Raw genomic sequence first — 25,696 nt, forward strand, 5'->3', positions numbered from 1 at the left:
CGCCGATCAACTACACAGCGTCGTTGGGTAGAGCGACCGGCGGAAACCCTCGCTCAGGTGAATTTGAAGGTTCGGACCGCGAGAGTGCCGCAGACCGCAGCCCAGACGAGCAGCACAGCGATCCCGAAGAGGTCGAACGACGAGGCCACACCGCGGTTGAGCGCCTCGCCGAGTGCGCCGGACGGGACTATCCGTGCGACGTTCTGCAGGCCCTGCGGAATTTGGTCGTCGACGAACACCGCGCTGCCGATCCCGAGCATCACGAACCAGGCGACGTTGGCCAGCGCCAACACGATCTCCGCCCGCAGGGTGCCGCCGAGCAGCAACCCCATCGAGGCGAACGTGACCGTTCCCAAAGCGATGACGACCGCGCCGAGCACCAGGCCTGCCGCACTCGGTCGCCAGCCGAGGGCGACGCCGATCGAGCCCAGCAGAACCGACTGCATGATCACCACGATCACGACGGCTACCGACTTGCCGCCGATGATTCCCCACCGTGGGAGCGGCGTGGCACCGAGTCTCTTGAGGGCGCCGTAGCGTCGATCGAACCCGACGGCGATCGCCTGTCCGGTGAATGCCGTCGACATGATGGCCACCATCATCACCGCCGGCACGACCCGCGCGACGCGGTCGTCGCCGAGCTCACCGAACGGCAGCAGAGTGAGTCCGATCAACAGCGTGATCGGAATGAACATCGTCAACAGCAGCTGCTCGCCGTTGCGCAGCAACAACTTCAGCTCGAGACGCGACTGCGCGAACAGCATCCGAGCGGCCGACGCCGGCTGTGGGCGCGGCGCGAACAGTCCTGTCTCGAAACGGTTGTCGGCGAGCCGGGCTTCTCTGCGCACCGTCACATCCTCAATTCTCTGCCGGTCAGTTCGAGGAAGACGTCCTCGAGCCGCCGCTGATCGACCTGCAACTCCGTCGCCAGCACGTTCTGCTGTGCGCACCACGAGGTGACGACCACCAGGATTTGCGGTTCGATCACTCCGGTGACGACGTACGACCCCGGTGACGTCTCCGACGGTACGTAACCGGAGGGCAGGGCCGCGTCGAGCAGGGACAGATCGAGACCGGGGGGAGCGGAGAAGCGCAACTGTCCCTCGGCTCCCTGCTTGGTGAGCTCGGACGGGGATCCGGAGGCGACGACGCGACCGTTGTCGATGATCGTCAACCGATCCGCCAGCTGCTCGGCCTCGTCCATCAGATGTGTGGTCAGCAGAACGCCGACGCCGTCGCGTCGAAGTGCGTCGATCAATTCCCACACCAGCAGTCGGGCCTGGGCGTCGAGTCCGGCTGTCGGTTCGTCGAGAAACACCAACTCGGGGCGGCCGACGATGGCACAGGCCAACGCCAGTCGCTGCTGCTGGCCTCCGGACAACCGCCGATAGGGTGTGCGGACCGCCGAGGTCAGGCCCAGACAGTCGAGCAGCCACGTCGTGTCGAGAGGGTCGGCAGAGTACGAGGCGACGAGCTCGAGCATTTCGCCCGCCTTGGACCCCGGGTAGGCACCGCCTCCCTGCAGCATGACGCCGATGCGGGGTCGGAGCTGGGCGGACTCGGCGATGGGGTCGAGGCCGAGGATTCTGACCGTGCCGCTGTCGGGTACGACGAAGCCTTCGCACATCTCGACGGTGGTGGTCTTTCCGGCACCGTTCGGGCCGAGCAGCGCGAGAACTTCACCCGCACCGATGCTCAGGCTCAGTCCGTCGACGGCGGTGGTGCCGTCGTAGGACTTGCGCACGTCGGTCAACTGCACGACAGGTTGCGCCGCATTCGAAGTCCCGGAGATCACGAGGACTCAGCGTATTCGTCGGTGTGCCGCTCGGGTGCCGGTGGTCCGCTGCGCGTGGGCCACGGCAGCCGGTTCCGTGTCAGCAGATACAACACGACGATGGTCAGGATGGTCATCACTGCGGCCTGCACGATCTGGAACGGCTGGTATTCGCTGCCGTTCGGCATGAGGATCACGCTGACCAAGGACGAGAAGGCAATGGCGGGACGCCGGAAGGACGGAGTGGTGGCCCATGCTGCCAGCGGGATCACCGCCCACAGCAGGTACCAGGGCTGGACTACCGGGAACAGCAGAACCACTGCTCCCAGCGCCACCCCCAGCGCTCCCACCGAGTGCAGTCGGCCCCTCAGGACAGCGACCAGCATGCGGATCACGATGACGCCGGCGACGACGGCTGCGATCGGCCGAGTGAGACTCAACACAGCGGTGGTGTGATCGCCGAGGCCGAGCAGCACGCCGACGAATCCGGTAGCCAGGCCGAGAATCGTGGGAATCGACATCCAGCTGCGCACCACCCCCGCGGTACCCAGAGTGTGGATCCAACCGAATCCGAGTCCGCTACCCAGGCTCACGGCGACTTGGACGGCGACGGCGATCGCGCCGAGCAGCAGCGCAGCGTAGACGACCGATCTCAGAGTGCCGCCCCACCGTCTCGACAGCGCCATGCCGACGAACCCCAGCGCTATCAGCGAGGGGATCTTGATCGTCGACGAGAGTGCGATCACACCCGCTCCGCCGATGAGGAACGCGATATCGGTGCTGCGCAACGCACCCGGGCGCTCGATCGCACGCAGCGCCAGTTCGGTACCCGCGAGCATGAGCCCGATCATCAGGGCCTCGTTGTGAATTCCGGCGACCAGGTGGAACAGCAACAGCGGGTTCGCTGCACCGAGCCACAGTGCCGTGACCGACGCGACCCCGCAACGGCGTGCGAGACGCGGCAGCGCCCAGACGATCAGCGCGACTCCCGCCAAGGCGAGCAGTCGGTGCAGGAAGATGCCGGCGACGATGTTCTCGCCGGTCAAGTACGTGATCCCGCGCCCCATCCACAGGAACAGCGGACCGTAGGGTGCCGGAGTCTCTCGCCAGATGTTGGGCACCGTCCGGGTCAGGACGTTGTCGGCCCCCAGTGCATCCACGGGGCCGATCTCGTAGGGGTCGAGACCGCGGGCCGTGATCTCGCTCTGGGCCAGGTAGGAGTAGACGTCGCGCGAGAACATAGGCGGTGCGACGCTCAGCGGCAGGATCCACAGCAGCAGAGTTCGGTCCATCTGCGATCGGGACAGGCGGCGGGGAGTCGCGCCCGATCGCGTCCGCCCCAGCGCGAACCTGCCGAGCAGTAGCCACGCGAGGACCACGACGACGGTTCCCGTCATGGTCACCGTCAGAGCCGACGTGGCCATGCGCGACGGCAGGCTCAGTAACCGGACGCCCGCGATCGGGTTCTGCAGTACCGGCTGCGCACCCGCGCCGAGCGCGCCGATCGCCATCAGCAGCGCGCCCGCGGCTCCGAAACGGCGAATGTTGCGTAGTTGAACGGTCTCGGCGGGATCGAGACCGGGTGCCTCCGGCTCGTCGCCGTGCAACGTGGCGACACCGGCACCCGGTGGGGTCGGTTCCAGGCCGAACACGCGCCGAGCAGGGGTGAGAATCATCCTGTGCAGCAGCGTGCCGCGCGCGGATTCGGGGTTCTCGGGATCGGGGGACGAGCTGGCACCGGTCGCGGAAGGCGAGTTCTCGGAACTCTGCTCACTCTCGGTCGATGGCACAGTGGGAGCGTAGCTGTGTCCAATAGCGCGATTCACCCGGTCCTCCGGACTCCGCGGCCTGCGTCGCTCGGCTCGGATTCACCTGAGGGATAGGGCACCCTTGCTGGACCAGGTGAAACAATTCCGTCACACTGGTGTTGTGAAAACAACCGAGAGCTCGCTCGTGCGTCCGGAAAGCGTCGATCCATCGACCGCCGGAGCAGGCGCGTCGTCGGTGCGACCGGCATCGGCCCCCGAGGGGCAGACGCGGGGCGCAGTGGTCACCCTACTGCTCGAAGAGGGCCCCATCACCGCGTCCGATATCGGCACTCGCCTTGGATTGAGCGCGGCCGGTGTCCGGCGCCACCTCGATGCGCTCATCGATGCAGGCGAGGCCAGGATCACCACCCCGGCCGGAGCACGTCAGCGTGGACGCGGGCGACCGGCCAAGCATTTCCAGCTCACCGCAGCCGGCCGCAATCGGCTGGGCCACACCTACGACGATCTGGCCGGAGCCGCCATGCGGCAGCTGCGCAAGATCGGTGGCAACGACGCCATCGAGACGTTCGCGCGGCAACGCGTCAACACCATCGTTGCCGACGTCGAACCCGCGACCGGTTCCGACGCACATGCCGTGGAAACGGCGGCGGGAAGAATTGCCGACGCGTTCAGTGCGGCGGGATTCTCGGCCACCACGCGGCAAGTCGGCAACGGAGTGCAGATCTGCCAACACCATTGCCCGGTGTCGCACGTCGCAGCAGAGTTTCCCGAGCTGTGCGAGGCCGAACAAGCAGCGTTCGCCGAGATCCTCGGCACGCATGTGCAGCGTCTTGCCACCATTGCGAACGGCAACTGCGCTTGCACCACACACGTACCGCTCACCTCGACGCGATCGAGGAGCGGTCGATCCGGTACCGACGTATCGACAGATAGTTCACACAAGATGACGTCCGACACGCAGCCCCGTGTCGGAGAACGCACACGCCTCCGGAAGGAGCCCGCATGACCGTCACACCAGACCAGGTGACACCCGCCGCGCCGCTGACTCAGGACGAGACCATCGCATCGCTCGGCACCTACGGATACGGCTGGGCCGATTCCGACGTGGCCGGCGCGAGCGCCAAGCGCGGCTTGTCCGAGGCTGTCGTCCGTGACATCTCGGCCAAGAAGAGCGAGCCCGAGTGGATGCTCGAAGCCCGTCTGAAGGCTCTCAAGACCTTCGACCGTAAGCCCATGCCCAACTGGGGTTCCGACCTGGACGGCATCGACTTCGACAACATCAAGTACTTCGTGCGGTCCAGCGAGAAGCAGGCCGCCACGTGGGACGACCTGCCCGAGGACATCAAGAACACGTACGACAAGCTCGGCATCCCCGAGGCCGAGAAGCAGCGCCTCGTCTCCGGTGTCGCCGCTCAGTACGAGTCCGAGGTCGTCTACCACTCGATCCGTGAGGACCTCGAGGCGCAGGGTGTGTTGTTCCTCGACACCGACACCGCGCTCAAGGAGCAGCCGGAGCTGTTCCGCGAGTACTTCGGCACCGTCATCCCCGCGGGCGACAACAAGTTCTCCGCCCTGAACACCGCAGTATGGTCCGGTGGATCTTTCATCTACATCCCGCCGGGCGTGCACGTCGACATCCCGCTGCAGGCCTACTTCCGGATCAACACCGAGAACATGGGCCAGTTCGAGCGCACGCTGATCATCGTCGACGAGGGTGCCTACGTGCACTACGTCGAGGGCTGCACCGCGCCGATCTACAAGTCCGATTCGCTGCACTCCGCCGTGGTCGAGATCATCGTCAAGAAGGGTGGTCGTTGCCGGTACACGACCATTCAGAACTGGTCGAACAACGTCTACAACCTGGTCACCAAGCGCGCCAAGGCAGAAGCAGGCGCAACGATGGAGTGGGTCGACGGCAACATCGGCTCCAAGGTCACCATGAAGTACCCGGCTGTGTGGATGACCGGCGAATACGCCAAGGGCGAGGTTCTCTCGGTCGCGTTCGCAGGGCCCGATCAGCACCAGGACACCGGTTCCAAGATGCTGCACCTGGCACCGCACACGTCGTCGAACATCGTCAGCAAGTCCGTCGCCCGTGGCGGTGGACGGACGTCCTACCGCGGTCTGATCCAGATCAACAAGGGCGCGCACGGCTCGCGTTCGACGGTCAAGTGCGACGCCCTGCTGGTCGACACGATCAGTCGGTCCGACACCTACCCGTACGTCGACATCCGTGAGGACGACGTGTCGATGGGTCACGAGGCCACTGTCTCGAAGGTCAGCGACGATCAGTTGTTCTACCTGATGAGCCGTGGCATGACCGAGGACGAAGCGATGGCCATGGTCGTCCGCGGATTCGTCGAGCCCATTGCTCGCGAACTGCCGATGGAGTACGCGCTCGAGCTCAACCGGCTCATCGAGTTGCAGATGGAAGGGTCGGTCGGATAAGTGAACAACCCCCTCACCGGAGTCATGGGTGCCGTGGCATCCGAGAACCCCGATTCCGCCAAGGAAGACAAGTCGAAGCTCGTCGCCAACAAGGGCGCTCAATTCACGTCGTACGACGTGAACGCGTTCGAGGTGCCGTCGGGCCGCGACGAACTGTGGCGCTTCACGCCGCTGCGTCGCCTTCGCGGCCTGCACGACGGTTCGGCAGTCGCCGACGGGACCGCTCAGGTCACCGTCGGGGCTGCGGACCAGGTGGTCGTGGAGACCGTGGGACGCGACGACGATCGACTCGGGAAGGCCGGCGTGCCTGCCGATCGGATTGCTGCACAGGCATATTCGGCCTTCACCGAGGCCACGATCGTCAGCATTCCCAACGAGGTCGAGGTAACGGAGCCGATCGAGATCACGATCGACGGTCCGGGCGTCGACCACGTCGCCTACGGACACGTGCAGATTCTCCTCGGCACGTTTGCTCGCGCCACCGTGGTGATCGATCAGCGCGGCAGCGGCACGTACGCCGAGAACGTCGAGTTCGTGCTGGGTGACAGCTCGCAGTTGCATGTCGTGCTGATCCAGGACTGGCAGTCGGACGCGGTGCACGTGGCCGCCCACCACGCCCTGCTCGGACGTGACTCGGTGTTGCGCCACTACAACGTCAGCCTCGGCGGCGACTTGGTGCGCATCAGCCCGACCGTGCGCTACAGCGCGCCCGGCGGTGACGCGAACATGCTCGGTGTGTACTTCGCCGACGCCGGTCAGCACCTCGAGCAGCGACTGCTCGTCGACCATTCGGCTCCGCATTGCAAGTCGAACGTGATGTACAAGGGCGCGCTCCAGGGCGAGACCGGACCCGGCACCGTCGACGCACACACCGTATGGATCGGCGACGTTCTCATTCGCGCCGAGGCCGAGGGCACCGAGACGTACGAACTGAACCGAAATCTCGTGCTCACCGACGGCGCTCGCGCCGATTCGGTACCGAACCTGGAAATCGAAACCGGCGAGATCGTCGGAGCAGGGCACGCCAGTGCTACCGGCCGATTCGACGACGAGCAGCTGTTCTACCTGCGTGCTCGCGGCATCTCGGAGGAAGTGGCCCGTCGACTGGTCGTCCGCGGCTTCTTCCACGAAATCATCGACAAGATTCCGGTCCCCGCCGTACGCGAGCGTCTCGATGCTGCCATCGAGACCGAACTCGCCGTCGTCGGCGCGTAGGCCCAACCGAACCTTTCTCGACTGCACAAAGGAACTTTGATGTCCACACTCGAAATCCGCGATCTGCACGTCAGCGTCGCCAACACCGACTCGTCCGCCGAGCCGATCGACATCCTCAAAGGTGTCGACCTGACCGTGAAGTCCGGCGAGACGCACGCGATCATGGGACCCAACGGCTCCGGCAAGTCCACCTTGTCGTACGCCATTGCCGGCCACCCGAAGTACACCGTCACCTCCGGCACCATCACCCTCGACGGTGAAGACGTTCTCGAGATGAGCGTCGACGAGCGCGCCCGCGCAGGTCTGTTCCTGGCGATGCAGTACCCGGTGGAGGTGCCCGGAGTGTCGATGTCGAACTTCCTGCGCACCGCCGCCACCGCCGTGCGCGGCGAAGCCCCCAAGCTGCGGCACTGGGTCAAGGAAGCCAAGACCGCGATGAGCGAGCTCGAAATCGAGGCGAACTTCCTCGAGCGCAACGTCAACGAGGGTTTCTCCGGCGGCGAGAAGAAGCGTCACGAGATCCTGCAGCTGGGACTGCTCAAGCCGAAGATCGCCATCCTCGACGAGACCGATTCCGGCCTCGACGTCGACGCTTTGCGCGTGGTGTCCGAGGGCGTGAACAAGTACAAGGAGCGTGAAGACGGGGGAGTGCTTCTGATCACGCACTACACCCGCATTCTGCGCTACATCAAGCCCGACTTCGTGCACGTCTTCGTCAACGGTGAGATCGTCAAATCCGGCGGTGCCGAGCTGGCCGACGAGCTCGAGGCCAACGGCTACGCCGGCTACACGCAGGCCGCGACCACCGGAGCATGAGTATGGCTGCACCGGCAGCTGTGGCGGTAGCGACATCGTTCGATGTCGCTACCGTTCGCCGCGATTTTCCTATCCTCTCGCGCACCGTCCGCGACGGAAAGCCGTTGGTGTATCTGGATTCCGGCGCAACCTCGCAGCGGCCGGTGCAGGTGCTCGACGCCGAACGCGAGTTCCTCACCACCTGTAACGCGGCGGTGCACCGCGGGGCGCACCAGCTGGCCGAGGAAGCCACAGACGCGTACGAGGGAGCCAGGGCGGATATCGCCGCGTTCGTCGGTGCAGACGTCGACGAGATCGTCTTCACCAAGAACGCAACCGAGTCGCTCAACCTCGTGACGTACGTGTTGGCCGATCAACGCTTCGATCGTCATCTCGGACCCGGTGACGAGATCGTCGTCACCGAACTCGAACACCACGCCAATCTCGTTCCGTGGCAAGAGCTTGCGGCCCGTACCGGCGCAACTCTGCGGTGGTACGGGGTGACCGACGACGGTCGAATCGACCTCGACTCGCTGGAATTGTCGTCCGCGGTGAAGGTCGTCGCGTTCACCCACCAGTCGAACGTGACCGGTGCCGTCGCTCCCGTCGAGGAGTTGGTGCGTCGCGCCCGAGCTGTCGGCGCGCTCGTCGTTCTCGACGCGTGCCAATCCGTGCCCCACATGAAGGTCGATTTCCACGACCTCGATGTCGACTACGCAGCGTTTTCCGGCCACAAGATGCTGGGACCCTCGGGTGTCGGAGTGTTGTACGGCAAGGCCGCGCTGCTCGATGCGATGCCGCCGTTCATCACCGGCGGATCGATGATCGAGACGGTCACGATGGAGAAGACGACGTTCGCGCCTCCGCCGCAACGCTTCGAGGCCGGTGTGCCCATGACGTCGCAGGTCATCGGGCTCGGTGCCGCCGTGCGGTACCTCGACAACATCGGTATCGACGCCGTGGCAGCTCACGAAAAGACCTTGGTCGCAGCGACTCTCGCCGAGTTCGCAAAGATCGACGGCGTTAGAGTCATCGGTCCGACGGAGAACGTCGATCGAGGTTCGGCAGTGTCGTTCGTCGTCGACGGTATCCACGCACACGACCTGGGGCAGATTCTCGACGACGAAGGCGTCGCCATTCGCGTCGGTCATCATTGCGCGTGGCCACTGCATCGGCGCTTCGGAGTGGCAGCGACCGCGCGGGCGTCCTTCGCGTTGTACAACACGGTCGAGGAAGTGCAGGTGCTCGCGAACGCGATTCGTCGCGCGCAATCGTTCTTCGGCACCGACCGCAATGGTGAGGAGGGACACGCCTGATGCGAATGGAACAGATGTACCAGGAAGTGATCCTCGATCACTACAAGCATCCGCACGGTCGTGGACTGCGCGAGCCGTTCGGTGCGGAGGTGCACCACGTCAATCCCACCTGCGGCGACGAGGTGACTCTGCGGGTTCACGTCGACAACGGCACCGTTGCGGACGTCTCGTACGACGGCCAGGGTTGCTCGATCAGCCAAGCCGCCACGTCGGTGCTGACCGATCAGGTGGTCGGCTTGTCAGTTCAGGACGCCCTGAAGACCGTGGATTCGTTCAGCGAGATGGTCGGCAGCAGAGGTACCGTCGAGGGAGACGAAGACGTCATCGGCGACGGCATTGCGTTCGCCGGTGTGGCCAAGTATCCGGCTCGCGTGAAATGCGCCTTGCTGGGTTGGATGGCTTTCAAGGATGCGGTTGTTCAAGTAGTGGACGCAGATACGACAGCTACGACGGGCGAGACCGCCCAGTCGGCACTTTCCGGAGGACAGCAATCATGACCGACGCAACAGAGACCACACCGGCTGTGACGACGACGCCGGTGGAACTCACCGCCGACGAGATCAAGGTACTCGAGGACCTCGAAGAAGCGATGCGCGACGTCGTCGACCCCGAGCTGGGAATCAACGTAGTCGATCTCGGTTTGGTCTACGACATCAAGATCGACGCCGAGGACATCGTCACCGTCGACATGACACTGACGTCGGCGGCCTGCCCGTTGACGGACGTCATCGAGGATCAGGCCCGTGGTGCGCTCGTGCGCAGTGGGCTCGCCGCCGACCTCAAGATCAACTGGGTCTGGATGCCGCCGTGGGGACCGGACAAGATCACCGACGACGGACGCGAGCAGCTTCGGGCCCTCGGCTTCACCGTCTGACGGTCCGGTCCGGCTGCCCCGTCACGCACCCTTCGCTTCGTCGGTCGACGGGGCAGCCTTCTTCGCTGCGGCCTTCTTGGCCGGAGCCTTCTTTGCCGGGGTCTTCCGCGCAGTGGTCTTCTTGGCAGCGGCCTTCTTGGCCGGTGTTTTCGACGACGAAGATTTCGAAGATGATGTTGTCGACGAATCGGACCCCGACTTAGCGTTCTTTCCCGCGGCCTCGACGCTGCGCTGGAGGGCGGCGACCAGATCCACGACCTCCGCGTCCTCGCCGTCGTCCTGTGACTCGGCCTCGGTGTGGATGACCTTCTCGCCACCGTTCGCCAGTGTCTCGTCGATCAGTTTGCGCAGTTCGATCTGGTAGTCGTCGGTGTACTCCGTCGGATCGAATTCCGAGGACATGCTCTCGACGAGCGACGTCGCCATCTTCACTTCTTGCGGGCGCGCCGACGGGGCGTCGTCGAGCGACGGGAATTCTGCGGCTCGTACCTCGTCCGGCCACAGCAGAGTCTGGATGACCAGCACGTTGTCACGGACCCTCAAGGCGGCCAGCCGCGTCTTCTGTCGCAGCGTGAAATGGACCAGCGCGGTGCGTTCGGTTTCTTCCAGCGTCTCTCGCAGCAGTACGTACGCCTTGGGCGACGACGAGTCGGGCTCCAGGAAGTAACTCTTGTCGTAGAGGATCGGATCGATCTGCTCGGTCGGAACGAATTCGAGAACGGGGATCTCGTGCTTCTCGGCAGCGGGGAGTTTGTCGAAGTCGTCGTCGGTGAGGATCACGCGCTCGCCGTCGGGCGAGTCGTACGCCTTGTCGATGTCGGCGAACTGGACCGATTTTCCGCATTCCTGGCAGATGCGGTCGTACTTGATTCGTCCGCCGTCCTTTGCGTGCACTTGATGAAACCGGATGTCGTGTTGCTCGGTGGCCGAGTAGACCTTCACCGGAACGTTGACGAGTCCGAAGGCGATCGAGCCTTTCCAAATGCTGCGCATGTGTTCATGATCGCCGACCGGGCGCCTGTGTGTCGACCGTTGCCGAGAAACTCAGCCGCGTCTCGGAGCGTGGACGACGGTGCGCGCGATGGCGAGCCTGGCCGAGACCGGAAGCGTAGGGAACATTCTCAGCATTGCGGTCATGGTCCCCATGGCGTCGTCGTGACCGGACAGGTAGGAGCGTTGCAGTTCGACCGGCAGCGAGAAGAAGCTGGCGAAGAACTGCGGAACCATCTCCGGCTCGAGGCTCAACGCAGTGCGCAGACCCAGATTGCGTAGCTTCTGCACCGTCCAGGTGTGGAGTGCACGTCGGCTCCCCGGCTTGCCGGTGCGAAGTCCGTCGACCAGGTGATCGGCAGACGCCAACGACGCGGCGACGCTGTATCCCGTCGCCGGATGCATCAGATTCGACCGCGACCCGAACAGGACGGGCCCGCTTCGTGGGGTGTGCAGCCGCGAGCGCGGCGGAGGTTCGACCGAAAAGCGCACCCGCTCGACGTCCTCGGTCCCGGTCGGCACGAGATCGCGTCGGGCGAGACGATGATGCAGACGAGTCCGGAGTACATCGAGGTGGAGGGCGGGCCTGCCGACCAGGCACGTTTCTTCGAGCAGAACGCGGTGGTCGTCGAGTGCGACGGCATAGAGAAAACTCGGAACTTCACCGGGTCGTACGCCGTTGTCGGTACGCCAATCCATGAACCAGGCGTCGGAGCCTTCCAGAATGGGCTCGGCGCGTTCCCGCTCGACGACGATTCCGTATGCGGTCTGTTGCGCCAGATCACGCGAGTCGAGCGTTCCTCGCGCATCGACGACGTGGCGAGCCGTGACGACCGTCCCGTCGACGGTGGTGACGCGGGTGCCGGTGACGTCGACTGCGGTGCCCGCGCGCACTCGTACGAGGTCGAGGGACAGCGAGGCTTGCAGGGCATGCGTATCGAGCACGCAGTACGTCCGGTCGATGACGCGATGCCGATCGGTCCACACTGCGGGCCTGCGTGCAGTCGAGGCGATTGCAGACTCCGAGAGCCATGACGGCAATTCGTCCGCCCATGCCGAGTAGGTCGGCGTCCAGGTTCGGGACGGGTGCGGATCGAGTGCGAGAACGTCCATACCCGCGGTCGCGCAGCGGTGGGCGATCGCGCGACCCGCCGGTCCCAGCCCGACCACGGCGACGTCGGCCGACAGGTCGCTCACATTCCGCCGGTGGCGAGCAGGCCACCGTCGACGCGCACCGTCTCGCCGGTGATCCACGAGGACGCGTCCGAGACCAGGAACGCGACGAGCGATGCCACGTCCTCGGGGGTACCGAGTCGCTTCATCGGGTAGCCGGCCGCTGCGGCTTCTTCACCGCCGGCGAACAACGCCTCGGCGAACTTGGTCTTCACCACGCCCGGCGCTACCGCGTTGACGCGGATCTTCGGACCGAGCTGCCATGCCAGCTCCTCGGTGAGCCGAATCAACGCAGCTTTGGATGCGCCGTACGCGGCAATGACTCCGGTGGAGCGGATGCCTGCAACGCTGGCGATGTTGACGACCGCACCGCCGTGTTCGCCCATCCACGCATGGAACGCGTTCTGCACGAAGCCGAGCGTGCCGACGACGTTGGTGTCGAAGATCTTGCTGACACCGACGAGGTCGGCATCCATCAGCGAGCCGTGGACGGGGTTGATACCGGTGTTGTTGACCAGGATGTCCAGCGAACCGAAGGTCTCGACGGTGCGGTCCACTGCGGTGCGTCGGTGTTCCGGGTCGCCCGCGTTACCGTCCAGCGCGAGTACGGAGTCGCCGAGTTCCGCCGCGACGGCCAGCAACGGTTCCCGATTACGCGCAGTGATGGCCACGTTGGCACCGCGCGCGAGCAGTTCTGCGGCGATCGCGCGGCCGATGCCTCGACTACCCCCGGTGACCAGTGCGGTCCGTCCGGTGAGGTCGAGGGGCAGGGCTGGGCGGGCAGTGGCCGTTTCGGTGACGTCGGTCATCGCTCAGACGTTACCGGGGTCACCTGCGTTCCTGGGTGGAGGCACGTGAATGCTGAGCTAAAATGGGGGTTTGCTGTGCCGACCTACGGCGCTTTCATTGCTCGCTCGTCGGTTGACGAGCACTCATCTTGTTCGGCAATCGCTAGGAGCTCACGCGTGATCACCGCCACCGACCTCGAAGTTCGTGCCGGTGTGCGGACCCTTCTGTCCACCGAGGGGCCCGCGCTCCGCGTGCAGGCAGGTGACCGCATCGGGCTGGTCGGCCGCAACGGTGCCGGAAAAACCACCACGCTGCGCATCCTGGCGGGCGAGGGCGAACCTTATGCCGGTGAGGTCGTACGCACCGGAGACCTCGGCTACCTCCCGCAGGATCCCAAAGAGGGCGATCTGGACGTGCTGGCCAAGGACCGGGTGCTGTCGGCCCGCGGGCTGGACACCCTCCTGCACAGTATGGAGAAGCAGCAGGCTCTGATGGCCGAGGTTGCCGATGAGACATTGCTCGACAAAGCCGTCCGTAAGTACGGCGAGCTGGAAGAGCGGTTCGCGTCCCTCGGCGGCTACGAAGCCGAAAGCGAAGCGGCTCGCATCTGCAACAGCCTCGGCTTGGCCGATCGCATCCTCGGTCAACCGCTGCGGACCCTGTCCGGTGGTCAACGTCGACGCGTCGAACTCGCTCGCATTCTGTTCGCCGCATCCGACGGCAGTGGCGGACGCTCGAACACCACATTGCTGCTCGACGAGCCCACCAACCACCTCGACGCCGATTCCATCACCTGGTTGCGCAGTTTCCTGCAGAACCACGAGGGCGGACTCATCGTGATCAGTCACGATGTCGAACTGCTCGGTGATGTCGTGAACAGGGTGTGGTTCCTCGATGCCGTGCGCGGTGAGGCCGACATCTACAACATGAACTGGAAGAAGTACCTCGACGCACGCGCCACGGACGAGCAACGGCGCCGTCGCGAACGCGCGAACGCGGAGAAGAAGGCGGGTGCGCTGCGCGTCCAGGCCGCCAAGATGGGTGCCAAGGCAACCAAAGCCGTTGCGGCACAGAATATGGCGAAGCGAGCAGACAAGTTGATGGCCAACCTCGATGCGGAGCGCGTATCCGACAAGGTTGCGCACATTCGCTTTCCTGAGCCTGCCCCCTGCGGCAAGACACCGTTGATGGCCAAGAACCTGACCAAGATGTACGGGTCGCTGGAGATCTTTGCCGGCGTCGATCTGGCGATCGACCGGGGGAGCCGCGTGGTGGTGCTCGGGCTCAACGGTGCCGGTAAGACGACACTGCTGCGCATTCTGGCCGGAACCGAGAAGGCAGACACCGGAGAGATCGAACCCGGCCACGGCATGCGCGTAGGTTACTTCGCCCAGGAGCACGACACCCTCGACGACATGGCGTCGGTGTGGGAGAACATCCGGCATGCGGCACCCGACACCGGCGAGCAGGAGCTCAGATCGCTACTCGGTGCCTTCATGTTCACCGGACCACAGCTCGAACAGCCCGCAGGAACGCTGTCCGGCGGTGAGAAGACGCGTCTGGCGCTGGCCGGACTGGTGTCTTCGGCTGCGAACGTTCTGCTGCTCGACGAACCGACCAACAACCTCGATCCGATCTCACGCGAGCAGGTTCTCGACGCACTGCGCAGTTACAAGGGTGCTGTCGTTCTGGTGACTCACGATCCGGGTGCCGCCGAGGCGCTCTCACCAGAACGTGTCATCCTCCTTCCCGACGGCACCGAGGACCACTGGTCGCAGGACTACCTGGAACTGATTCAGCTGGCCTGACCCGGGTCGCGCCGGCGTACCGATTCTTCCACCAGATCCAGAATGGCCGACAGGTTCGACCCGCCGTTGCCCGACGCGATTCTGGCGACCAGACCGTCGAGAACGAGGTCCAGGTAGTCGGCCAGAACATCGTTCGGCACGTCGTCCCGAAGTTTCCCTGCCGTCTTCTGGCGCTCGAGTCGGCCGAGCGTCGCATCGGTCAGTTCGGCCGAACGCTCGGCCCAGCTGGTTCGGAAGTCGGCGTCGGTTCGTAGTCGTCGGGTGATCTCGAGCCGCGTTCCCAGCCACTCGAACTGCTCGGGCTGGGCCAGCATGTCTCGCATCACCTGAACCAGACCCTGCGTCGCCGCGACTTCGGCCATACGCCGGGCGTCCTCCTGCGCCAACGCGAGGAAGAGACCGTCCTTGTCCTTGAAGTGGTGGAAGATGGCTCCGCGGGAGAGGCCTGTCGCCTCCTCGAGGCGTCGCACGGTGGCACCCTCGTAGCCGAACTCTCCGAAGCATTTACGCGCACCGTCGAGAATTTCGCTGCGGCGGGCCGCCAGGTGGTCTTCACTGACCTTGGGCACGTGTGAAACTCCTACTTTCCGATGAAGGGGCCCGTACCGATACGGCGATGGGCCCGAAACACGTATCGAGTTCCGGGCCCATCGCTGTGCGTGGCGTTTGTCTACAGTGCCGTGTGACTAGCCTCTGATCATGTTGCGCAGGACGTACTGCAGGATTCCGCCGTTGCGGTAGTAGTCCGCTTCACCGGGGGTATCGATACGGACCACGGCGTCGAACTCGACCTTGGTTCCGTCTTCCTTGGTCGCGGTCACCGCCATCGTCTTCGGGGTGGTGCCCTCGTTCAGCTTCTCGACGCCGATGATGTCGAACGTCTCGGTGCCGTCGAGCTTGAGCGACGCGGCGCTCTCGCCTGCCGGGAACTGCAGCGGAACGACGCCCATGCCGATGAGGTTGGAGCGGTGGATGCGCTCGAACGACTCGGTGATGACCGCCTTGACGCCCAGGAGCGAGGTGCCCTTGGCCGCCCAGTCACGGGAGCTTCCGGAGCCGTACTCCTTGCCGCCAAGCACGACCAGCGGGATGCCGGCCTTCTGGTAGTTCTGCGACGCATCGTAGATGAACGACTGCGGGCCACCGTCCTGGGTGAAGTCGCGGGTGTAGCCACCCGAGACGTCGTCGAGCAGCTGGTTCTTCAGACGGATGTTCGCGAACGTTCCGCGAATCATGACCTCGTGGTTGCCACGACGCGATCCGAGCGAGTTGTAATCCTTGCGCTCCACGCCGTGCGAATCGAGGTACTGAGCGGCAGGCGTACCGGCCTTGATGGGTCCTGCCGGGCTGATGTGGTCGGTGGTGACCGAATCGCCGAGCAGGGCCAGCACGCGGGCACCCTTGATGTCCTCGACCGGAGCCGGGTCCATCGTCATACCGTCGAAGTACGGAGGCTTCCGCACGTACGTCGAGTTGGGATCCCACTCGAACGTGTCGCCCTCGGGGGTCGACAGGTTCTGCCAGCGGCTGTCACCGGCGAAGATCGTCTCGTAGGACTTGCTGAACATGTCCCGGCTGATCGAGGACTTGATCGTGTCCTCGATCTCCTGCGACGACGGCCAGATGTCCTTGAGGTACACCGGGTTGCCCTCGTGGTCGTTACCGAGCGCGTCGGTCTCGAAGTCGAAGTCCATCGTGCCCGCGAGGCCGTAAGCGATGACCAGCGGCGGAGAGGCCAGGTAGTTCATCTTGACGTCGGGGGAGATGCGACCCTCGAAGTTGCGGTTGCCCGACAACACGGCGGTCACCGAAAGATCGTTGTCGTTGATCGCCTTCGAGATCGGCTCGAGCAACGGGCCCGTGTTACCGATGCACGTGGTGCAGCCGTAGCCGCCCAGGAAGTAGCCGAGCTTCTCGAGGTACGGCCACAGGCCGGCCTTCTCGTAGTAGTCGGTCACGACCTGCGAACCGGGTGCCATGTTGGTCTTGACCCACGGCTTGGTGGACAGGCCCTTTTCGACGGCGTTGCGAGCGAGCAGTGCTGCGCCCAGCATGACCGACGGGTTGGAGGTGTTGGTGCAGGAGGTGATACCTGCCACCACGACGGCGCCATGGTCGAGAACGAACTCGCCTGCTTCGTCGGTGATGACACGAACCGGCTTGCTCGGGCGACCTTCGGAGCCGTATGCGGCGGACCGCACGTCGACTGCATCGTCTTCCGCGAAGCTCAGCGACGCGGGATCGCTGGCCGGGAACGACTCGTTGAGGGCCTCGTCCAGCTTGCTGTCACCCTCGTGCGCCGGGTGGTTCTCCTCCACGTAGTTGTGGATGTCCTTGCGGAACGCAACCTTGGACTCGGACAACAGGATTCGGTCCTGCGGGCGCTTCGGGCCTGCGATGGACGGGACGACCGTGTTGAGGTCGAGCTCGATGTACTCGGAGTACACGGCTTCGTTCTTCGGGTCGTGCCACATGCCCTGTTCCTTGGCGTACGCCTCGACGAGAGCGAGCTGCTCGTCGCTGCGGCCGGTGAGGCGCAGGTAGTTGATCGTCTCTTCGTCGATCGGGAAAATGGCTGCGGTGGAGCCGAATTCGGGGCTCATGTTGCCGAGGGTGGCGCGGTTGGCGAGGGGAACCTCGGCCACACCTTCGCCGTAGAACTCAACGAACTTCCCGACGACGCCGTGCTTGCGCAGCATCTCGGTGGCGGTCAGAACGACGTCGGTGGCCGTGACGCCCGGTTGAATCTCGCCCGAGAGCTTGAAGCCGACGACACGGGGGATCAGCATCGACACGGGCTGGCCGAGCATGGCAGCTTCGGCTTCGATTCCGCCGACGCCCCAGCCGAGCACGCCGAGGCCGTTGACCATCGTCGTGTGAGAGTCGGTTCCGACGCAGGTGTCGGGGTACGCCTGGCCCTTGCGGGTCATGACGGTCGGTGCGAGGTACTCGATGTTGACCTGGTGCACGATGCCCATGCCGGGCGGGACGACCTTGAAGTCGTCGAAGGCGCCCTGGCCCCAACGCAGGAACTGGTAACGCTCGCCGTTGCGCTCGTACTCGAGGTCGACGTTGCGCTCGAGTGCATCGGCGCGGCCGAACACGTCGAGGATGACCGAGTGGTCGATGACCATGTCGGCGGGGGAGAGGGGGTTGACCTTGTTGGGGTCGCCGCCGAGGGTGGTCACGGCCTCACGCATGGTGGCGAGGTCCACGACACACGGAACGCCGGTGAAGTCCTGCATGATGACTCGCGCAGGGGTGAACTGGATTTCGATACTCGGGTCGGCCGAGGGATCCCACGACGCGATCGAGCGAATATGGTCGGCGGTGATGTTGGCACCGTCCTCGGTGCGAAGGAGGTTCTCCGCGAGGACCTTCAGTGCATAGGGCAGTTTCTCGGCACCGGGCAAGGCCGACAGCCGAAAGATCTCGTACGAGTTCTCTCCGACTTCGAGGGTGCCCTTTGCACCGAATGAATTGTTACTTGCGGTCACTTCAGCTCCACTCGTCTATGAGGCACACCGCCGACGGGGCTGTGTCGACGGTTGAAGCGAGGCGCTGACCGTGTGTCTCGGCATGGCATCCCGCGTGCGGAGTGCTTGCGGACCCTCGGGCAGTGTCTCGATGGAAGTCTAACAGTACGCTTGTCCTGTGAAAACGTGCGGGTCTGTTTCGCGGTGGACACCGAGAGAACGACCCACGTCACAATCCTCACGTAGTGCTTCGTGCGACGCAATGAAGGGCGGCCTCAGTTGCCGCGTCGGGCATACCTGCCTCCCGAGAATCGACTGCACCGTGACGTAGGGTTCCACGCGACTGGTTCCTACCGACTGGACGAGAGATGACTGAGCCGATCCACGCTGTTTCCCCACTTGCCACCGATATCCCGGCAGGTCTGGACGTCGACAGCATCGTCGCCACGGTCCGCGAGTCGGGAGTCAGCGCTCCTGCGGGCGAGCAGGACGGACTGACTGCCGCCGTGAACCGAGCCGAGGACCACGGAATCGATCTGAGCATCGTGATCGTCCCCGACGAACCGCGTCACGATTCGCAGCTACGCGACCTCGCCACTGCGGTCGGTGCCCGCGAGGGCGGAACGGTGTTGGTGCTGAGCCCGGGGCAGGTCGGAACGTTCAGCGACTCGATCAGCCGAGTGACACTCGAAGCCGGGCAGGATCGCACCTACACCGGAAATCACGTCGTCGCCGCCGACAACTTCGTCGACACCCTCGTCGAGGACCAGACTCCGTGGGGCTTGCTGACGGGTGGGCTGGTGGTGATCGTCGCTGCGGTGGCCGCGTTGACAGCCGCTGTGAAGGTCCGGCGATATCGCGCGCGGTCGGCCACTGCCGACCCGCACGAAGCACAGCCCGTCGAGCGCTGACGTAGCGCGCACATTCGTCATTCGACCGACCGACACCGACGCGCGATTACGCCACCGGACGTCGGTCCGGAAAAAGTCCGAAAAATTGTTTCGGGCAAACACCGAGTTCACGGCATTATGCCTGGTGGAATTACAAATGTGTCATTTGTGACTGGAGTTTCTTTAGTGTGCGAAGTGTCGTACGGTGCCATTGGCACTGCTGGGGAAGGAGTGTCGCAGAAGGCAGGTGTCGTCCGTGGGGAACTCGGGAGGCCACTGCTTCGGGTGTGACTGACGTGGTTCGCACCTGTCGTGTCGCTGCGCGCCACTTTCCCGCCCGGCGAACATGTTCACCGTCACCTGCGATCGGGGTGGGAACGGGGAACGCCTCGACGGCACGACGGTCCTCTCGGGACCCGAGTGAATGCCGGACCCGAGGGAGACATTTGTGAGCCGACGTCCAGTTCGCGGCACGCGCCGCAGAGCGCTCGTCCGTACCCGATTCGTACTGGCAGGTGCCGGTCTGGTTCTCGCGCTGACCGCGACCATGCCCGGGGTCGCCGCCGCGGTACCGCCGCCCCCGCCCAACCCGTCCGATACCGACATCGCCGCGGCCGGCAGCGCCGTCGACTCACGCCTGGGGCAGGTCGGACAGCTGATCGACGCGATCGCATCCGCCAACCAGCAACTCGCACAGCTCGACGACGAGGTCGCCGTGAAGCGAGAAGGCGTCAACAAAGCCCTGGTCGACCTGCAGAACGCACGGGACGCCGCCGACGTGGCCGCAGCAGTCGTAGGAGCAGCGCAGCAGGCGCTCGCCGATGCAGGCACACAGATTCAGGCAGCCCAGCGCAAGTTCGACGAATTCGCCAAATCGAGCTACACCCAGGGCTCGGGCGTCGCCTCGATGGCGTCGTTCCTCGGTTCGAGCGGACCGGACGACGTTCTCGACCGCGCCCAGGTCCTGAAGGTGCTGTCCAACAGCCAGAATGCCGTGCTCGACAGCCTCCAGCGGGCCCGAACCGAGCAGGCGAACCGGGACTCGGCCGCCCGCGAATCCAAGCAGCAGGCGGACGCGGCAGCGTCCGAAGCCGAATCCAAGAAGGCCGAGGCCGAGCAGGCCATCGCTGCAGCGCAGGCGGCGTTGCAAGCCGAGGCCGATCAGAAAGCCGCTATCGAGTCCCAGCGAGACGCCGCTCAGACCGAGCTCGACGCAGCCCGAAGCAATGTGGCCGGCCTCCAGGGTCAACGAGCCGCATACAGCGACTGGGAGGCGCAGAAGGCAGCAGAGGACGCAGCAATAGCAGCAGCCGCAGCTGCCGCTCGTGAGGCCGCGGTTCAGGCGGCGGCCCGGGTCTCGGCCAACCTGGCCGCACAACAGCGAGCCGCTGCGATCGCCGAGGGCCAACGCTCGCACGTCGATGTCGACGACGACTCGAGTTCGTCCACCGACTCCGACAGTTCGAGCGGAACCACGACTCCGACCCAGCCCACACCCAGCAAGCCCACTCCCAGCAAGCCCAAGCCCTCGACCACACCGTCGGTCACGGGCAGTGCTGCCGTGGAATTGGCGATCGACCGCGGGATGAGCCAGCTCGGTGTTCCGTATTCCTGGGGCGGCGGCGACGAGAACGGGCCGACCAAGGGAATCCGAGACGGCGGAGTCGCAGACAGTTACGGCGACTACAACAAGGTCGGCTTCGACTGCTCCGGCCTCATGATCTACGCATTCGCAGGTCTGGGTATCTCTCTGCCCCACTACACCGGCTACCAGTACACGGCAGGCAAGCAGGTTCCGTCGTCGCAGATGAAGCGTGGCGACATGATCTTCTACGGACCGAACGCCAGTCAGCACGTCGCGCTCTACCTCGGCGACGGGAAGATGCTCGAGGCTCCGCAATCCGGATCGGTGGTCAAGGTCTCCGACGTCAGATACAGCGGTATGACGCCGTACGCCGTGCGCATGGTGTCCTGAGCTCGCTGTCGCTCCCGAGGTCGCTGTTCGGTACTTCTGCGTCGTTCCGCAGGCTCCACTCCGGCGCGCGGGTCAGGGGTGGGTTTCGGCGCGCGCGAGCATCACCTGGAATAGTTGATCTCGGCGGTATGGAACGTGCCCGACGATGATCGACTGAAAGCGGTGAATTCTTGGTGACATCACGTGACGGCCGGATTTCGAACGACGAGGAGCCGACACAGATCGGGTCTTCGAGTCCGAATCCTCGGGGTGGGGAGCCGGAGCGGGTGGACAGTCCCGATCTCGCCGAGGACGTTCGGCTTCTCGAGAAGGCCGTGTACGAGGTCAAAAGGGTGATCGTCGGTCAGGATCGTCTGGTCGAGCGCATTCTGGTCGGCTTGTTGGCCCGTGGGCATGTGCTGCTGGAAGGCGTTCCCGGCGTGGCGAAGACCCTCGCAGTGGAGACGTTCGCCCGCGTGGTCGGTGGCTCGTTCTCCCGCGTCCAGTTCACCCCGGACCTGGTGCCCACCGACCTGGTCGGAACCCGCATCTACCGTCAGGGCCGCGAAGAGTTCGACACCGAACTCGGCCCGGTCGTCGCGAACTTCGTCCTTGCCGACGAGATCAACCGAGCACCGGCGAAGGTCCAGTCGGCGCTGCTCGAAGTCATGGCCGAGCGGCACGTGACCATCGGTGGCAGGACGTTCCCCATGCCCGATCCTTTCCTGGTGATGGCGACGCAGAACCCCATCGAGAACGAAGGCGTGTACCCGCTCCCGGAAGCCCAGCGCGACCGCTTCCTGTTCAAGATCGTCGTCGACTACCCGACGGTGGAGGAAGAACGCGAGATCGTCTACCGCATGGGGATCAAGGCCCCCGAGCCCAAGCAGATACTCGACCCTGTCGAGTTGGTCCGTCTGCAGAACCTGGCCAGTTCGGTGTTCGTGCACCACGCGCTCGTCGACTACGTGGTTCGGGTCATCGCCGCCACCCGCACGCCCGAACAGTTCGGGTTGGACGATGTCGGCAGCTGGATCGCATACGGGGCCTCCCCGCGTGCGACCCTCGGCATCATCGCTGCGTCCCGCGCCCTCGCCCTGCTGCGAGGCCGCGACTACGTCGTTCCTCAGGACGTGCTCGAGGTGATTCCCGACGTGCTCCGGCATCGGCTGGTGCTCTCCTACGACGCCCTCGCCGACGAAGTGACGCCCGAGACCGTGATCTCCCGCATTTTGCAGACCGTCGGACTACCGCAGGTGTCGCCGCAGGCGGTTCCGATGTCGCAGGACAACGGCACCGCACCCGGTCAGCCCTTCGGTGGCCAACAGGGCACACCGCAGTTTCCGGGAGCGGGGCCGCAGTATCCGGCTCAGGTACCGCATCCGGCCCAGGGGCAGTACCCGGGGCAGGGACAGACTCCGGGACAGGGACAGAATCCGGGGCAGGGACAGAGCCCGACCCAGGGGCAGTACCCGGGTCAGCCGCAGTTCCCCGGGCAAGGGCCCGGCTCGGCACCCCAGCCCGGACCCGAGCAGCGCCCACCGGGCGGTCCGGCCGGCGAACCCGCTCCGTCGCTGCACAAGCCGTCGGGTGATGCATCGTCGACCGGTTCGCCGGGTCAGTGAGCGCAGCCGACAGAGCCGGCCGAGGTGCGGTCTCACGGCCGCCGTCGTTTCGGTCCGGCGAACTGCGTGATCCGAAGCTGGCCGCTGCGCTGCGCACGCTCGAGATAACGGTGCGGAGGCGTCTCGACGGCGTTCTGCACGGCGACCACCTCGGCCTGATACCCGGCCCGGGATCCGAACCGGGGGACGCGCGCGAGTATCAGCCCGGTGACGACGTTCGGCAGATGGACTGGTCGGTCACTGCCCGGACGACACACCCACACGTGCGGCAATCGGTGGCCGATCGCGAACTGGAAACGTGGCTTGTCGTCGATCTGTCGGCCAGCCTCGACTTCGGAACCGCGGGGTGCGAGAAGCGCGATCTCGCGGTCGCGGCCTCGGCCGCCATCACCCACCTGACCGGCGGCGGTGGTAATCGCATCGGAGCTGTCGTGGCCACCGGCGCGACGACGACGCGAATCCCAGCGCGCGGGGGGCGGGTACACAGCCAGTCGATGCTGCGGACGATCGCTACGACACCGTCCGCCGCAGACGGCGTCCGCGGAGATCTTCGCGACGCCGTCGAGGCGCTGCGGCGTCCCGAACGCCGGCGCGGTCTGGCCGTGGTGATCAGCGACTTCCTCGGCCCGATCGACTGGGAGCGATCACTGCGGGCGATCTCTGCCAGACACGACGTACTTGCCGTCGAGGTACTCGATCCGCGAGACCTCGAACTTCCGGATGTGGGAGACGTGGTTCTGCACGACCCGGAGTCCGGCCGCACTCGGGAGTTCGCCGCGACGCCCCGGCTCCGCGCCGACTTCGCGCGAGCAGCCGCAGCACACCGCGACGACGTGGAGAAAGCGTTGCGCCGATGCGGGGCACCGCGTTTGACTCTGCGCACCGACGGTGACTGGATCGCCGATGTCGTCCGCTTCGTCACTGCTCGCAGGCACACCATCGGCTCCGGTTTCACCAATACCGCGAGGGCAGGTTCGCGATGAGCCTCACCGATTTCTCTGCGCCGTGGTGGCTTGCGTTTCTCGTCGTCGTCCTCGCCCTGACGGCGGGGTACGTCTGGATTCAACGCCGCAAGCAGAAGCACGTGCTGCGTTTCTCCAACATGGAGTTGCTCGAGTCGGTCGCGCCGAACCGGCCCAATCGTCTGCGTCATCTCCCGACCGCACTGGTACTGGTCGGGCTGATGTTCCTGACCGTCGCGTTGGCCGGCCCCACTGCCGATCAACGTGTTCCACGCAACCGCGCGACGGTCATGCTCGTCATCGATGTGTCGCTGTCCATGGAAGCGACGGACGTCGAACCCACTCGGCTGGCTGCGGCCCAAGAAGCAGCGAAGTCGTTCGCCGATGGCCTCACACCCGGCATCAACCTCGGTCTCGTCGCATTCGCCGGCACTGCATCGGTATTGGTCTCACCCACGGCCAACCGCGACGCCACCAAGTCGGCAATCGACAAACTGCAGCTCAGCGAGCGGACGGCCACCGGTGAAGCAATCTTCACCTCGCTGCAGTCGATCGACACTCTCGGCGCGATCCTCGGGGGTGGCGACGCGGCACCGCCGGCCCGCATCGTGCTGCTCTCCGACGGTAAGCAAACCGTTCCCCAGAACCTCGACGATCCACGGGGCGGCTACACCGCAGCGCGCGCAGCCAAGGACAAGGGAGTGCCGATCTCGACGATCTCGTTCGGCACCAGCTACGGGTCGGTCGAGATCGAAGACGAAGGTGGAGGCGGGGTCGAGCGCGTCCCCGTTCCGGTCGACGACCCGTCGTTGCGCGAGATCGCGACTCTGTCCGGAGGGAGTTTCTTCACGGCTTCCTCGCTCGAGGGCCTCCGAGACGTCTACGACACCCTGGAGGAGCAGATCGGCTTCGAGATCACCCGCGGGGACGCATCGCGACCCTGGTTGATCCTCGGTGTCCTGTGCATCTCCGCCGGGCTCGGTTCGGCGTTGGTGATGCGGCAACGATTGCCGTGATCGCTGTTATTACTCACCAGTAAGTTTCGCTTTGTCATTCCAGGACGAACAGATAGGTTGCTAGGCATGTCCACACCTGACTTCATCGCGCGATCGGTACTCGTCACCGGAGGTAACCGGGGTATCGGTCTGGCCATCGCCCAACGGCTCAGTGCCGACGGGCACAAGGTGGCCGTCACCCACCGCGGATCCCGGGCACCCGACGGATTGCTCGGGGTCGTCTGCGACGTCACCGACTCCGATTCGGTCGACGCGGCCTTCAAGGAGGTCGAGGAGAAGCACGGACCCGTCGAGGTACTCGTCGCCAACGCGGGCATCACCGACGACACCCTGCTGATGCGTATGACCGAGGAGCAGTTCCAGCGGGTCATCGATGCGAACCTGACCGGAGCCTTCCGAGTGGCCAAGCGCGCCAACCGGGCCATGCTGCGCGCGCGCTGGGGTCGGATGATCTTCCTCAGTTCCGTTGTCGCGATGGCCGGCGGGCCTGGGCAGATCAATTACGCGGCGTCCAAGGCCGGAGTCATCGGCATGGCCCGGTCGATCACGAGGGAGTTGGGTTCGCGGTCCATCACGGCCAACGTCGTCTCACCGGGATTCATCGAAACCGACATGACCGCAGAGTTGTCGGACGACTTGCGCGGCAAGGCGAAGGAATACATTCCACTTCAGCGTCTCGGTCAGCCCGAGGACGTTGCAGCAGTCGTGAGTTTCCTTGCGGGACCGGACTCGTCGTACGTGTCCGGTGCTGTCATTCCCGTCGACGGCGGCATGGGCATGGGGCACTGAGAAACCCTCTCGCACAACGATTTCGATAGAATT

22 protein-coding genes are annotated in these 25,696 nt (G+C 65.0%); 14 read left to right on the top strand and 8 right to left on the bottom strand.

Features of this window, described 5'->3' with window-relative positions; genetic code table 11:
* Nucleotides 1–53: 53 nt before the first annotated feature.
* The 3 genes from ASH04_RS23540 to mptB are packed head-to-tail and all read right to left on the bottom strand — an operon-like array spanning nucleotide 54 to nucleotide 3,450.
* Nucleotides 54–854 carry an ABC transporter permease gene (locus ASH04_RS23540; protein WP_032365764.1) on the bottom strand — a complete coding sequence of 267 codons (801 nt, stop codon included), beginning with the start codon at nucleotides 852–854 and terminating at the stop codon, nucleotides 54–56.
* Nucleotides 851–1,795, bottom strand: coding sequence for an ABC transporter ATP-binding protein (locus ASH04_RS23545; RefSeq protein ID WP_032365765.1), 945 nt, complete (start codon nucleotides 1,793–1,795; stop codon nucleotides 851–853). Before ASH04_RS23545 ends, ASH04_RS23540 begins: the two co-directional genes overlap by 4 nt.
* Entirely contained in the window at nucleotides 1,792–3,450 is a 1,659-nt protein-coding gene (mptB, locus tag ASH04_RS23550) for a polyprenol phosphomannose-dependent alpha 1,6 mannosyltransferase MptB (RefSeq protein WP_230593504.1), read from the bottom strand. The genes ASH04_RS23545 and mptB overlap by 4 nt, the downstream gene beginning before the upstream one ends.
* 172 nt (nucleotides 3,451–3,622) lie before the next feature.
* Between mptB and ASH04_RS23555 the strand changes: the two genes are divergently transcribed.
* Genes ASH04_RS23555 through ASH04_RS23585 form a run of 7 tightly spaced genes read left to right on the top strand, consistent with a single transcriptional unit; the run spans nucleotide 3,623 to nucleotide 10,191 of the window.
* The gene (locus ASH04_RS23555) at nucleotides 3,623–4,549 is read left to right on the top strand and encodes a helix-turn-helix transcriptional regulator (RefSeq protein ID WP_371828537.1); all 927 of its coding nucleotides are present in this window, start codon (nucleotides 3,623–3,625) and stop codon (nucleotides 4,547–4,549) included.
* Nucleotides 4,546–5,991, top strand: a complete 1,446-nt coding sequence (gene sufB, locus ASH04_RS23560; RefSeq protein ID WP_027497021.1) for a Fe-S cluster assembly protein SufB — start codon at nucleotides 4,546–4,548, stop codon at nucleotides 5,989–5,991. The genes ASH04_RS23555 and sufB overlap by 4 nt, the downstream gene beginning before the upstream one ends.
* 24 nt (nucleotides 5,992–6,015) lie before the next feature.
* Nucleotides 6,016–7,206 carry a Fe-S cluster assembly protein SufD gene (gene sufD, locus ASH04_RS23565; protein ID WP_156394647.1) on the top strand — a complete coding sequence of 397 codons (1,191 nt, stop codon included), beginning with the start codon at nucleotides 6,016–6,018 and terminating at the stop codon, nucleotides 7,204–7,206.
* 39 nt (nucleotides 7,207–7,245) lie between these two features.
* Nucleotides 7,246–8,022 (top strand): Fe-S cluster assembly ATPase SufC, encoded by a 777-nt coding sequence (gene sufC / locus ASH04_RS23570; protein WP_027497023.1) that lies wholly within the window; start codon nucleotides 7,246–7,248, stop codon nucleotides 8,020–8,022.
* A 2-nt stretch (nucleotides 8,023–8,024) separates the two neighbouring features.
* Nucleotides 8,025–9,317, top strand: coding sequence for a cysteine desulfurase (locus tag ASH04_RS23575; RefSeq protein WP_032372457.1), 1,293 nt, complete (start codon nucleotides 8,025–8,027; stop codon nucleotides 9,315–9,317).
* Nucleotides 9,317–9,814, top strand: a complete 498-nt coding sequence (sufU, locus tag ASH04_RS23580; RefSeq protein WP_027497025.1) for a Fe-S cluster assembly sulfur transfer protein SufU — start codon at nucleotides 9,317–9,319, stop codon at nucleotides 9,812–9,814. The genes ASH04_RS23575 and sufU overlap by 1 nt, the downstream gene beginning before the upstream one ends.
* Nucleotides 9,811–10,191 carry a metal-sulfur cluster assembly factor gene (locus ASH04_RS23585; protein WP_027497026.1) on the top strand — a complete coding sequence of 127 codons (381 nt, stop codon included), beginning with the start codon at nucleotides 9,811–9,813 and terminating at the stop codon, nucleotides 10,189–10,191. Before sufU ends, ASH04_RS23585 begins: the two co-directional genes overlap by 4 nt.
* Nucleotides 10,192–10,212: 21 nt before the next feature.
* Here ASH04_RS23585 and ku read toward each other — a convergent pair whose 3' ends face one another.
* Genes ku through ASH04_RS23600 form a run of 3 tightly spaced genes read right to left on the bottom strand, consistent with a single transcriptional unit; the run spans nucleotide 10,213 to nucleotide 13,163 of the window.
* Nucleotides 10,213–11,184: a non-homologous end joining protein Ku gene (ku, locus tag ASH04_RS23590; RefSeq protein WP_027497027.1), complete on the bottom strand. Its 972-nt coding sequence runs from the start codon at nucleotides 11,182–11,184 to the stop codon at nucleotides 10,213–10,215.
* Between the two features lie 51 nt (nucleotides 11,185–11,235).
* On the bottom strand, nucleotides 11,236–12,378 hold the full coding sequence (locus ASH04_RS23595) for a lycopene cyclase family protein (protein ID WP_057474699.1): 1,143 nt from the start codon (nucleotides 12,376–12,378) through the stop codon (nucleotides 11,236–11,238).
* Nucleotides 12,375–13,163: an SDR family oxidoreductase gene (locus ASH04_RS23600; RefSeq protein ID WP_057474700.1), complete on the bottom strand. Its 789-nt coding sequence runs from the start codon at nucleotides 13,161–13,163 to the stop codon at nucleotides 12,375–12,377. Before ASH04_RS23600 ends, ASH04_RS23595 begins: the two co-directional genes overlap by 4 nt.
* A gap of 156 nt (nucleotides 13,164–13,319) precedes the next feature.
* On the opposite strand from ASH04_RS23600, the gene ASH04_RS23605 reads away from it, so the two are divergent.
* Nucleotides 13,320–14,951, top strand: coding sequence for an ABC-F family ATP-binding cassette domain-containing protein (locus ASH04_RS23605; protein WP_027497030.1), 1,632 nt, complete (start codon nucleotides 13,320–13,322; stop codon nucleotides 14,949–14,951).
* On the opposite strand, the gene ASH04_RS23610 is transcribed toward ASH04_RS23605, so the two are convergent.
* Together ASH04_RS23610 and ASH04_RS23615 are read right to left on the bottom strand one after the other, a co-directional pair.
* Complete coding sequence (locus tag ASH04_RS23610; protein WP_027497031.1) at nucleotides 14,939–15,520, bottom strand: TetR/AcrR family transcriptional regulator; 582 nt, start codon at nucleotides 15,518–15,520, stop codon at nucleotides 14,939–14,941. The two genes, ASH04_RS23605 and ASH04_RS23610, sit on opposite strands and share 13 nt — an antisense overlap.
* A gap of 117 nt (nucleotides 15,521–15,637) precedes the next feature.
* Nucleotides 15,638–18,448, bottom strand: a complete 2,811-nt coding sequence (locus ASH04_RS23615; RefSeq protein WP_027497032.1) for an aconitate hydratase — start codon at nucleotides 18,446–18,448, stop codon at nucleotides 15,638–15,640.
* A 347-nt stretch (nucleotides 18,449–18,795) separates the two neighbouring features.
* Here ASH04_RS23615 and ASH04_RS23620 point away from each other — a divergent pair, with 347 nt between their 5' ends.
* The 6 genes from ASH04_RS23620 (at nucleotide 18,796) to fabG1 (ending at nucleotide 25,663) form a co-directional block, all read left to right on the top strand.
* Nucleotides 18,796–19,338, top strand: a complete 543-nt coding sequence (locus ASH04_RS23620; protein ID WP_057474701.1) for an Rv1476 family membrane protein — start codon at nucleotides 18,796–18,798, stop codon at nucleotides 19,336–19,338.
* Between the two features lie 403 nt (nucleotides 19,339–19,741).
* Nucleotides 19,742–21,292 (top strand): NlpC/P60 family protein, encoded by a 1,551-nt coding sequence (locus tag ASH04_RS23625; RefSeq protein WP_371129002.1) that lies wholly within the window; start codon nucleotides 19,742–19,744, stop codon nucleotides 21,290–21,292.
* Nucleotides 21,293–21,558: 266 nt separating this feature from the next.
* Nucleotides 21,559–22,896: an AAA family ATPase gene (locus ASH04_RS23630; RefSeq protein ID WP_057474702.1), complete on the top strand. Its 1,338-nt coding sequence runs from the start codon at nucleotides 21,559–21,561 to the stop codon at nucleotides 22,894–22,896.
* Nucleotides 22,893–23,879, top strand: coding sequence for a DUF58 domain-containing protein (locus tag ASH04_RS23635; protein ID WP_032365771.1), 987 nt, complete (start codon nucleotides 22,893–22,895; stop codon nucleotides 23,877–23,879). Before ASH04_RS23630 ends, ASH04_RS23635 begins: the two co-directional genes overlap by 4 nt.
* On the top strand, nucleotides 23,876–24,874 hold the full coding sequence (locus ASH04_RS23640) for a VWA domain-containing protein (RefSeq protein ID WP_027497035.1): 999 nt from the start codon (nucleotides 23,876–23,878) through the stop codon (nucleotides 24,872–24,874). Before ASH04_RS23635 ends, ASH04_RS23640 begins: the two co-directional genes overlap by 4 nt.
* A 66-nt stretch (nucleotides 24,875–24,940) precedes the next feature.
* Nucleotides 24,941–25,663 (top strand): 3-oxoacyl-ACP reductase FabG1, encoded by a 723-nt coding sequence (gene fabG1, locus ASH04_RS23645; RefSeq protein ID WP_057474703.1) that lies wholly within the window; start codon nucleotides 24,941–24,943, stop codon nucleotides 25,661–25,663.
* The last annotated feature ends 33 nt before the right edge of the window (nucleotides 25,664–25,696 follow it).

The sequence above is a fragment of the Rhodococcus sp. Leaf233 genome (assembly GCF_001426165.1).
Classification (GTDB): domain Bacteria; phylum Actinomycetota; class Actinomycetes; order Mycobacteriales; family Mycobacteriaceae; genus Rhodococcoides; species Rhodococcoides fascians.